The sequence below is a fragment of the Actinospica durhamensis genome (genome assembly GCF_018139695.1).
GTDB lineage: Bacteria > Actinomycetota > Actinomycetes > Streptomycetales > Catenulisporaceae > Actinospica > Actinospica durhamensis.
This window is the reverse complement of the sequence record NZ_JAGSOG010000095.1, coordinates 19,678-29,588: the sequence shown is the minus strand read 5'-3', so window position 1 is coordinate 29,588 and position 9,911 is coordinate 19,678. Positions and strand designations below refer to the sequence as shown.

8 protein-coding genes are annotated in these 9,911 nt (G+C 73.4%); 3 read left to right on the top strand and 5 right to left on the bottom strand.

The window, feature by feature from the left end; genetic code table 11:
• Positions 1-866 (bottom strand): serine/threonine-protein kinase (locus KDL01_RS19385; RefSeq protein WP_212529940.1); only part of this gene is annotated, 866 nt, incomplete at its 3' end.
• A gap of 215 nt (positions 867-1,081) precedes the next feature.
• Here KDL01_RS19385 and KDL01_RS19380 point away from each other — a divergent pair.
• Together KDL01_RS19380 and KDL01_RS19375 are read left to right on the top strand one after the other, a co-directional pair.
• The gene (locus tag KDL01_RS19380; RefSeq protein WP_212529939.1) at positions 1,082-2,623 is read left to right on the top strand and encodes an FHA domain-containing protein; all 1,542 of its coding nucleotides are present in this window, start codon (positions 1,082-1,084) and stop codon (positions 2,621-2,623) included.
• A gap of 2 nt (positions 2,624-2,625) precedes the next feature.
• Positions 2,626-4,758, top strand: coding sequence for an FtsK/SpoIIIE domain-containing protein (locus KDL01_RS19375; protein WP_212529938.1), 2,133 nt, complete (start codon positions 2,626-2,628; stop codon positions 4,756-4,758).
• On the opposite strand, the gene KDL01_RS19370 is transcribed toward KDL01_RS19375, so the two are convergent.
• Genes KDL01_RS19370 through KDL01_RS19355 form a run of 4 tightly spaced genes read right to left on the bottom strand, consistent with a single transcriptional unit; the run spans position 4,736 to position 7,293 of the window.
• On the bottom strand, positions 4,736-5,413 hold the full coding sequence (locus KDL01_RS19370; RefSeq protein ID WP_212529937.1) for a hypothetical protein: 678 nt from the start codon (positions 5,411-5,413) through the stop codon (positions 4,736-4,738). The two genes, KDL01_RS19375 and KDL01_RS19370, sit on opposite strands and share 23 nt — an antisense overlap.
• Positions 5,410-6,729, bottom strand: a complete 1,320-nt coding sequence (locus KDL01_RS19365) for a hypothetical protein (RefSeq protein WP_212529936.1) — start codon at positions 6,727-6,729, stop codon at positions 5,410-5,412. The genes KDL01_RS19370 and KDL01_RS19365 overlap by 4 nt, the downstream gene beginning before the upstream one ends.
• Before the next feature lie 4 nt (positions 6,730-6,733).
• Positions 6,734-7,003: a hypothetical protein gene (locus KDL01_RS19360; RefSeq protein WP_212529935.1), complete on the bottom strand. Its 270-nt coding sequence runs from the start codon at positions 7,001-7,003 to the stop codon at positions 6,734-6,736.
• A complete protein-coding gene (locus tag KDL01_RS19355; protein ID WP_212529934.1) occupies positions 7,000-7,293 on the bottom strand; it encodes a WXG100 family type VII secretion target in 294 nt (97 codons plus the stop codon). Before KDL01_RS19355 ends, KDL01_RS19360 begins: the two co-directional genes overlap by 4 nt.
• 197 nt (positions 7,294-7,490) lie before the next feature.
• Between KDL01_RS19355 and KDL01_RS19350 the strand changes: the two genes are divergently transcribed.
• Entirely contained in the window at positions 7,491-9,860 is a 2,370-nt protein-coding gene (locus tag KDL01_RS19350; RefSeq protein WP_212529933.1) for a protein kinase domain-containing protein, read from the top strand.
• The last annotated feature ends 51 nt before the right edge of the window (positions 9,861-9,911 follow it).

Genomic DNA, 9,911 nt, shown 5'->3' with positions numbered 1-9,911 from the left:
CCCGGACGCGAAGACTCGGTGACGGTGGTCTCGGCCGCGCGGTGCGCGAGGTGGGCGAGCCGGTCCTCCGTCCACGCTGCCGTGGCGCGCTGCGCCGGGTCCTTCACCATCAGCCCGTCGAGCACGGCGGTCAGTTCGCGTGCGTTGCGGGCCGGGGGCGCCTGGTGCAGCAGGATCGCGAGGCAGAGCTCGGTGATCGAGCCGCCCTCGAACGGCGGGTGGCCCTCGACCGCCGCGTACAGCGTCGCGCCGAGCGACCACAGGTCCGCGGCCGGGGTGGGCGCCTTGCCCTCGATCAGTTCCGGAGCCATGAACGCCGGCGTGCCGATGATCGTCCCCGGGACCGTCACCGGCGTGTGCTCGCCCAGGACGCGGGCGATGCCGAAATCGGTGAGCACGATCCGCCCGTCGGCGGTCACCATGATGTTGTCGGGCTTCAGATCCCGGTGCACGACGCCGGCCGCGTGCGCGTGCCGGAGGGCGGCGAGCACCGCGGCGCCGAGCGCGACGGCCCGATCGAGCGGCAGCGGGCCCTGCATGTCGATCACCTCGCGCAGCGACCGGCCGTCGAGGTACTCCATCACGATCATCGGGGAGCCCGCGTGCTCGACGATGTCGTGCACGCGGACGATTCCGGCGTGGTTCAACCGGGCCGCCGCCCGCGCCTCGCGCCGGATCCGCAGCAGCGCCCGCCCCCGCTCGTCCGCGGACATCCCGCTCGGCAGCACGATCTCCTTGAGCGCGACGTCCCGGTCCAGCATCGGATCGTACGCCCGCCACACCCGGCCCATGCCGCCCCGGCCCAGCTCCGCGCTGATGCGGTAGCGCCCCGCGACGGTCCCGTCCGGGCTCCCCCGTCCAGCCATAACCGCATCCTAGGGACGCCGCGCGGGACCGGTCCCGGGCGCCGGGACCGGGGACCAGGGACCGGATCGCGGGCGCCGCAGTCACATTTCAGCCTCGCCGCGCCTGATCAACGTGCCCTGATGAAGTCGGCGTGGCACGCTGTTGCGGCAGGCGAACGGATGAGCTCGGTGGGGAAAGCGCAGGGTCGGGGCAAGGGGCTCGAGAGGGATTCGCGATGGGTTTCACGTGCAGTGTCAGGTCTCAGGGCAGGGAACTCGACATTTATGTCCAGGCTGGAGCACAGGCGCGGATCGGCGACCTGGCCCGGCAGCTGGCCGAGCTGGCCGCGGCCGAAGCCGGCTGCGGGCTCGGCCGGGGCGACGGGACGCCGTTCGCGGCGGACGGGCTGGTGTCCGACAGCGGCATCCGGGCCGGGGACGTGCTGGTGCTGCTGCCGCCGTCGCCCGCCGCGCCGCATGCGGGGCCGGGACCGGACTATCGCGGTGCGCTGCATCTGCACGTCACCGCCGGGCCGTATACGGGGCATGAGATCCTCGTGCCGGCCGACGGGTCCGTGGTCGAGCTCGGGGCCGTGAGCCTCGGCGGCGCGGCGGCGGGAGGTCTCGGGTCCGGCGAGCCGCAGTCCGGCGGGGACCCGTTCGTCGAACCCGTACACGCGCAGCTGCGCGCGAGCGGGGCCGAGCTCGCCGTCTACGATCTGGGCTCGCGGCACCGGACCTACCTCGACGGCGCGCCGCTGGCGGCCCGTCAGTGGACGCCCCTCGTCCCGGGATCCGTCCTCGGGCTCGGCCCCAGGACGACGCTCGAGATCCACGCGGGCAAGGACGCGCCGCGACGCGTCGCCGCCGTCGCCGACGGGCCGAGGGCCGAGTACTCCGGGCGCAGTGTGTTCCACCGTCCGCCGCCACAGGGTCATCCGCTGCCCCGGCGGCTGCCCGAGCGGCCGGGCGAACAGCAGCCGGACGCGGGCTCCGGGGTCCTGGCGACCACCCTGTTGATGTTCGCCACCAGCACGATCGGCATGCTCGCCATGGCCGCGGTGGAGCACAGTGCGACGATGCTGCTGGAACTGCCCGTCCTCGGGGCGAGCACGCTCGTGTCCACCGGCGCGCGCCAGTGGTACGTGCGGCGTCACGGTCACGCCAAGGAGCACCGGGCAGAGCGCGAAGCCAGGTGGCGGGAGTTCAACGAGGCCGTGGGCGCGCGCCTCGAGGAGGAGCGGCGGCGGCTGGCGGCGGACTACCCGGAGCCGCGCGAGCTCTACCGCCGGGCGTTGACCGTCTCGAGCCGGCTGTGGGAGCGGCACCCGGCCGACCCCGACTTCCTCGCTCTGCGGGTCGGCATCGGCGCGATGGAGCGCGGGCTGGTGGTCGATCAGACCATCGCCGAGGCCTCCTACCTGTCCGCGGACGAGTCGACCTCCCTGCAGGACATACCCGTCACCGTCTCGCTGCCGCGCGACGGCGCGCTCGGCATCGTGGGGCCGCCCCAGTCGACCCGGGCCGCCGCCGTGTGGCTCGTGGCGCAGGCCGCGGTGCAGAGCGGGCCGGCCGACCTGGCCATCGCCGTACTCGTCGACCCGGACGACGGGGAAGCCTGCCGCGCCTGGGCCTGGGCGCGCTGGCTGCCGCACACCGCGGCCGACGACGGGGACGTGCGCGTCACCCGGCTCGGGGACAAGGCACAGCTGGACAAGATCATCAGACAGCTCACCGCCCGCCCGCCTCGGCCGCCGCGGGCGCCCAGGACCTGCTGATCGTGGTGGACGACGCTGCCGGCCGCGCCCATCCCAAACTTCCCGAACTGCTGCGCCGGGGAGCGCGGGTGCTCGCGGTCGCCCCCCACTCCGACCGGCGGCCGGAGGGCACCCGGGCGACCCTGCACCTGGACCGGGACGGGCAGGCGGGCGCGCCGCGCGGCCGGCTGGTGCTCAGCAGCCGCGAGGGAAACAGGACCCTGTCTCTGGCCGGAGACCAGGTCGCCGACGCCTGGTCGGACCGGCTCGGCCGCGCGCTGGCCGGTCTGCGCGACCCGGGACCCTGGCCCGAGGACACCTCGCTGCCGGACGAGGTCTCGCTCTCGGAACTGCTGGCGCGCACCGGCACCGGCGCGCCGGGGTCGGCGCCCGCCGACCGCCGGCTGCGCGCGGTGATCGGCCAGGCGGCCGACGGCCCGGTGTTCGTGGACTTCGACCAGGATCCGCACCTGGTCCTGGCGGGCACCATCGGGTTCGGCAAGTCGGTCCTGCTGCACGGCCTGGTCGGCTCGCTCGCCGCCTCCCAGCCGCCGGACCGCGTCGCGTTCGTGCTGATCGACTTCAAGAACAGCTCGAGTTTCGACTGCTACCGCGCCCTGCCCAACGCGGACGTCTTCACCAGCGGCGACGCGAACCGTCTGGTCAGCCGGGTGCTCACGGCCCTGGTGACCGCGGTCGAGGAGCGCAACAGCGCGCTGGGCGACGGCGGTCTGATCCGCCATCACCAGCTGCACGACTCCGGCGAGCTGCCGCCCAACGCGCAGTGGCCGCTGCCGCACCTGTTCGTCGTGGTGGACGAGTACGCGACCTTGGCGAAGACCGTTCCCGGCGCCGCCGCCCGGCTGGCGCAGATCGCCCGGCTCGGCCGCTCGGCCGGCGTCCACCTCGTCATCGGCTCGCAGCGCCCGGGGGACATCGATCCCGGTATCCGCTCCCAGTGCGTCGGGCAGATGATCGCCCTGGCTCTGAACGCCGACGACTCGACCCGGCTGCTCGGCCACGGCCGGGCCGTCGCACTACAGGACCAGCCCAGGGGTCGAGCCCTGCTCCAGCACGGCGAACGCTCGGCTCCGGTGCTCTTCCAGGCCGGGCATCTGCTCACCGACCACCGGCCGCTGGAATCCGACGAGGTGCGGGTGCGGGCCGCCTGGCCGCCCCCGGCCCCCGCGCTCAACCGCGGCGCGATCAACCTGGCCGACTCGCCCGACGTGCGGTGGATCACGAGCACGGTGCGGGCGCGGGACGAAGCCCTGCGGCGCAGCATGCGCGAGGTGCGGTGGCGGCCGTGGCTGGCCGAGCTGCCGCTCAGTCTGCCCTGGGACGAGTTCACGCCGGAGCCGGCGCCGCCGGGGGACGGACCGGTGCTGCTGAGCTACGGGCGCGCGGATCTCCCCGAGGTCCTTGATCAGCGCCCTGCGGTGTGGCGCCTGGGCGCGGAGCACTCCGGAAATCTCGCGGTGCACGGCACGGACCGCTCCGGCCGATCCACGGTGCTGCACGCTCTGCTCGCCTCCGCCCGCGCGTACGACGAGGACCGGCTGCGGGTGTACGCGGCGGACTTCGGCGACCGCGGGCGGCTCGCCCGCGCCGCGAGCCTGCTGCCGCACGCGGGCCTCGTCGTGGACGGCACTGAATCAGACCCCGAAACCGCGGCTCTCGCGCTGCTCGACGAACTCGCCGAGCACCTCGCGGCCCGCGAGCGCGCCGGAACCCTGCTCGCCTCCCGACCCGTGCTGGTCCTGCTGGTCGACGGCTGGCCGAGCTGGCTCGACTGCCTCAAGAACGCCAGTGCGCAGGGCCGCCGATCGGCCCGCAGCGGAGCCGAGGTCGGCGACGCGCTCGCCCGGCTGCTCCAGCGCGGCCCGTCCGTCGGCATCCACGTCGCGGTCACCGGCTCCATCGCCGACCTGCGGCTGCCGCCGGGAGGTGCCTGGCGCCCGGCCGCGAATGCGGAGGAGAATCTCTACCTGCGGCCGGCGCAGGTGCAGGACTACGCGGCCGTTCTGCCGCTGAGCGCGCCGAATCTGCCGTCCGGGATCGCCGGCCGCGCGGTGCGGCACGCCACCCAGGACGGCAGTACGCCGTACGCGGTGCAGATCGCCTCGCCCCTGCTCACGCCCCCGACGGCCGGCTGACCCGGAATCCGGCGGCCACGTCGTCGAACACGGCGATGAGCTGCTCGGCGTGACGGACCGAAGGAGTGGAGAAGCGCAGCGACCACTGCGGCTCGAGGTCGCAGAACGTGTAGGCGACCTCGAGCCCGAGCAGCTCCCACCCCTGCGGCAGCGGCGTCGTAGAACGCTGCGTCGTCTTGAGTACCCGGCCCATTTCGGAGTCGAGCGTCACGCTGGAGCGGGTGGGGGCGGACGCGGGGGGCGTGTCGGTCGCGACGGCGTCGCCATCGGTGCGCACGGGTTCGGCGGCCGCCGCGGTCGGGCCTGGTTCCTCGGCTTCGCGCGAAGCGGCCGCCGGGATCGGGGACAGCAGCAGGGACGCGGCGACCAGCGGACGGTCGGTGCCCTCCGCGATCGCCCAGCCGCCCGCGAACAGCACCGCTCCGGCCGAGCGCGCGGCGCGCAGCAGCTTCGACCACTCACCCGTGAGCGCGACGCGAAGCTGTTCGTCGGGCTCTGCGGGTGACGGTGACGGTGACGGACCGCCGTCGGCGAACTGCTCGGCGAACCGCTCGGCGATCCGTTCGTCGATCCACCGCTCGAGTTCCTCGTCCGCCGCGCGCGGATCGACCTGCCACCAGGCTTCGGGCAGAGCGAGTTCGATCTCTGCGTTCATCCCGTACCACCCTGCCCTGAGCCACCCTGCCCGGTCGAGTCGTCGCCGCCCAGCCAGTTGATCGCGACGTCCCCGCCCTTGCCGCCCAACTGCAGCAGGTGCCCGCTGACGATCTTCTTGTTGCGCGTGTCGAGCCAGCCTTTCATCGTCTTCCCGTACCCGTGATCGGCGACCTCCTCGGCGGCGTTGCGGATCCGCTCGACCGGGTGCACCGTCGTGTGCGCCGCAGCCCGGAACACGGACGGCTTCCCAGCCTCCTGAGGAGCCTTCGCCTCGGTCGGAGCCTTGGGAGCCTTCGTCTCGGTCGGAGCCTTCGCCTCGCTGGATGCCTTCGGAACCCTCGCCTCCGCCGGTTGCTTCGGAGCCTTGGTCTCCTTCGCCCCCGTCGCGGCCAACTCGTCGTGGTGCGGGCCGGCCTTGGCGGCGTCCTGCCCGACCTTCACGCCGTCGTTCACCCCGGCCTTGGCCGCGTTCTCGCTTTCCTTCGCGGCGGCCTTCGCCGCGTCGTCGGCTTCCTTCACCCCGGACGTGACCCGTTCGCCGCCGATCCCGTCGCCGGCGTAGTTCAGAGCCAGGCCGCCGATGTCCTCCCCTACCTGCATGAGCGACTTGCGTCCCGCGGCGAACAGCACCACGTCGGCCCCTGCCTGCGTCGCCGAGGTGACCAGCGCGACCGCGTCCACGAACTCGCCGATGACCGGGAACGGGGCGAGGCAGAGCGCAGCAATGGACATCCAGTTATTGATCTCATTGAGGACGTCCGAGAGCGCGCCGACGAAACCGAGGACGTCGTCGACGAAGGAGTCCACGAAGCCGGTCACCTCGTCCCACCAACTGCGGTGCGGAAGGTAGGCGCCGATCAGTTCCACCGCGCGGTCCAGCGCTGCCGCGCACGCGCTCGCCTGCTCCGTCGCGTTCTGCTCCAGCTGCGCGTGCTCCGCCTCCACCACGAACCTGGCCTCGGCCGGCGCGGCCTCGGCCTGGCCGAGCAGCAGGTGCGCGTTCTGCTGGAGCACCTCCAGGTGGGACTGCCACGCGGCCAGAGCTTCGAGCGCATCGGCGAAGGCCTGCTGAGCCGTCTTCACCCGGACCGTCAGTTCGCTGTGCGACGCGGCGAACGTGCGCGCCTGCGGGCCGGTCCAGACCGCCTGGATGCCGTCCTGGTCCACGCCGATCCCGCCGAGTCTGGCCGACTCCTGGCCGAGCGCGTCGGACATCGCGGCCAGGCACTGGACGAGCGTGGCGAGCGCCTCGGGGTCGCCGGGGACCGGATCCGCCAGGCCGAGCGCGGCCCAGCGAGCGGTGTCACCGATCACCGCCCTACCCTCTCAGCAGCGAGGCCGAGAGCTCCTGGTACGCCTGCGCGACGCCGCGCAGCGTGTCGGCCGCGTCCGACGCCCCGTCGGTCAGGGCCGTCACCGCGGCGCGGCCGTCCTGGCCGAGGGTGTCGAGCCGCTCCGCCACCGGCTGCGGCAGCGCGTCGCCGCCGACCGCCGCGAGCAGGCCGAAGGCGTCGTCGAGCCGCTGCGCGATGCCGTCGAGCTGCGCCGCCAGATCGTTCATCGCCGCGTAGTCGTAGAAGTACGTCACGGCGCGGCCCCGTCCGCGATCGCCTGGTAGCGCGCGGCGGCGGCGCGCAGCCGCTGGGCGAACTCCTCCAGCCGCTCCACCACCGGCCCGGCACTCCCGGCCCACTCGTCGAAATCCGACTTGAACTGCCGGCCCGGCAGGTCGCTCCAGACCTGCTCGAGCTCCTGCGCGGCGCTCATCAAGGCACTGACGGCAGTGCTGATGTCCTCGGCCCGCTGCTGCGTCAGCTGCGCGTGTTGCGCGATGCTCTCCGGATCGTAGTACCCACCCGCTCCGTGCCCACCGATCATCGTCGAACCCTCCCTTGGCCCGAACCCGCGGATCCCCCGCGTTCCCTCGCAGCATAGCCACAGCCGACCTGCGGAAAACCGGATTCGGAGAATATTCGTGCTCGATCTCACCGAGCCGTGGGCGGCGGACGACCGGCCGTCTTATACTCCCGCCAGGGAGGGCGTCGCGAGCCTTCGGGCCGCGGGGAGGAGCCACGATGCACAAGCTCGGAGAGCTGGATCCGTCGTCTGTCATGGGGACGGGGCGTAAACGCCATGACATCGCCGCCGTGGTACGCGTGCGGGCGCGCAACGTGGTGTATATCGGCAGTTCGGCAGCCCCGCAGTCGATCGTCCTGGCGATCAAACTGGCACGGGCGGGCGACGCCAAGGGCGCCCTGGTGCGGGTCGGGCGGGAGGCGCGCGCGCTGCGGCTGGCGCAGGGGCCTTATGTCGAACGCCTCTACGACGCGCAGGAACAGCTGGCCGAGCCCGGACCGTGGCTGGCCACCGGATATGTCGCCGCGCCCTCGCTCACCGACCTGTTCCACCCGCGTCGGCCGTCCGAGAACGAGCCGGCGTACTGGGCCGACCAGCAGGCGGTGTCCCGGCTGGCCTTCGGCCTGGCCACCGCGCTGCTGCGGATCCACGCCAAGGGGCTCGTGCACGGCGACGTGTGCCCGGACAACGTGCTGCTCGGGCGGGACGGGCCGGTGCTCATCGACTTCGAGGCGGCCGACCCGCAGGCGCCGTTCGACCTGACCTCCACCGAGTATCTCGATCCGCGCGACGAGGCGGCGCGGCTGCACACGCCGACCGGCGACGTCTACGCCCTGGGCCAGGTGCTCTACGCGGCGGTGCTCGGCCGGGACCCGACCTCGGTGGCCGCCGACGTGCACGGGCTCGACACCGTCCAACTCAACCCTCGACTGCTCGACGCGATCCGGACCTGCCTCGAGACCTCGGAGACCACGCCGTCCCCGGCCAAGCAGGCCGCGAAGGCCAAAAAGACCCTGCAGAAGCTGATCGCGGCGACGGAACGCCAGGCGCCGGGCAAGGGCGAGGCGTGGTGGCCCGGCCCGGTCATCCAGCGCATCGCAGCCCTCGAACGGGAGCGGGACGCGACGATTCTGGCGATGCAGCAGCGGATCGCCCGGGAGCGGGCCGAAGCCGCGAAGGGGACGCTGCCCTACGGCACGCCGACGCCGTCCGTCTCGGGGCGCCGCGGCGGGAACGGGCCCGGGGAACACCATTCGGACGGCGGGCGATCGAACCGGGAACGCCGAGGCGGCGGTAAAACAGGGCGCACCGTCACCGGTCTGGTCGTCGTCGGCGTGATCGCGTGCGTGGCAGTGGCGCTCTTCGACTCGGATAAGACCCCGCCCACGCCTGCGTCTTCGGCACCGCCCTACCGGTTCGCCGCCGTCGGCGGTGTGGCGCTGAGCCAGACGGTGTCGGGCGAGAGCGTCCCGATCGCCCCGGGCACCGCGCTCAAGGCGTGCACCGCGGTCTCCGTCACCGTCCGCCTGAAGAACACCGGCTCGGACACCTGGGCGAACTCGGGCCAAGACGCGGTCACCGTCGGCGCGCAGGACGCGGTCGCCCAGTGCACCGGCGTGGAGTCGCCCGGCGTGCTCAAGCTCAGTGAGGCGCGCGTCTCGCCGGGATCCACCGGGACCTTCGCCGGCACCGCCGTCGTACCGGAGAGCGGCGACCTGGATCTGCACGAGACCTTCAAGGTCGGCGGCACGGCTCCGGACGAGGTCCCCACCGCCGCCGGAGGTGTGACGGCCGCCCCCGAGCCCGTGACCACGGCCGTGGCGACGCTGCACGTGGCGGCCCTGCCGATGGTCGCCGTCGCCGAGGCGGGCAACGGGACGTCCGACTACTGGCTCGTCACGAGGTTCGGGGACGTCGTCTCCGGCGACGACTCGAAGTCGCTGGCGCCCGCGTCGGGCGCCGTGCCCACCGACATCACGGGCATCGCCTGTCCGGACGCGGGCGGCTGCTGGGTGGTGACCGGCTCGGGCACGGTCGTGCCGTACGGCGACGCGCCGGCCGAGGCTCCGGAGTCCGGCTACCACGCGCCGACCGCGGGAGTCGTGGGCATCGCCGCGGTGCCCGGCGGCTTCCTGCTCGCCGTCAGCCACGGCCTCGCGCAGCTGCCCGAGGTGGTGCCCTTCGGCACCGCCGCCTTCGAGAACATCAGCGTCCAGCTGCCGCTGAACCAGCCGATCGTCGCCATCGCCGCCGCCTCGGACGGTTCCGGCTACTGGCTGCTCGGCGCGGACGGGGGCGTGTTCAACTCCTCCGGCGTGAGCGACCACGACTTCGTCGGCGCCTCTGTGTCCTCCGCGGTCAACGACCCGCGCAACACCGACGACGCGCAGGACTTCGTCGGCATCGCGGCGTCGCCGGACGATCAGGGTTACACCATCGTCGACGCGCAGGGCCTGGTGCTCACCTACGGCGACGCGACCCCCGTGCCGCCCGTCACCGACTCGCTGCCCGCCGACGCGTCCGTAGTCGGCATGGCCCCCGGCAGCCGCACCCCCGCCTTCGCCGACGCCGACGCGCTGGTCCGGTAACGCAGACGACGCGGGGGACGGCCCGGTCACGGCCGTCCCCCGCCTTCGAGG

What these genes read in the sequence shown, in the direction of transcription:
- KDL01_RS19380 (WP_212529939.1), top strand. Translation starts at nt 1,082, where the DNA reads ATGGGTTTCACGTGCAGTGTCAGGTCTCAGGGCAGGGAACTCGACATT.
- KDL01_RS19370 (WP_212529937.1), bottom strand. Translation starts at nt 5,413, where the DNA reads ATGAACGCAGAGATCGAACTCGCTCTGCCCGAAGCCTGGTGGCAGGTC.
- KDL01_RS19355 (WP_212529934.1), bottom strand. Translation starts at nt 7,293, where the DNA reads ATGATCGGTGGGCACGGAGCGGGTGGGTACTACGATCCGGAGAGCATC.
- KDL01_RS19350 (WP_212529933.1), top strand. Translation starts at nt 7,491, where the DNA reads ATGCACAAGCTCGGAGAGCTGGATCCGTCGTCTGTCATGGGGACGGGG.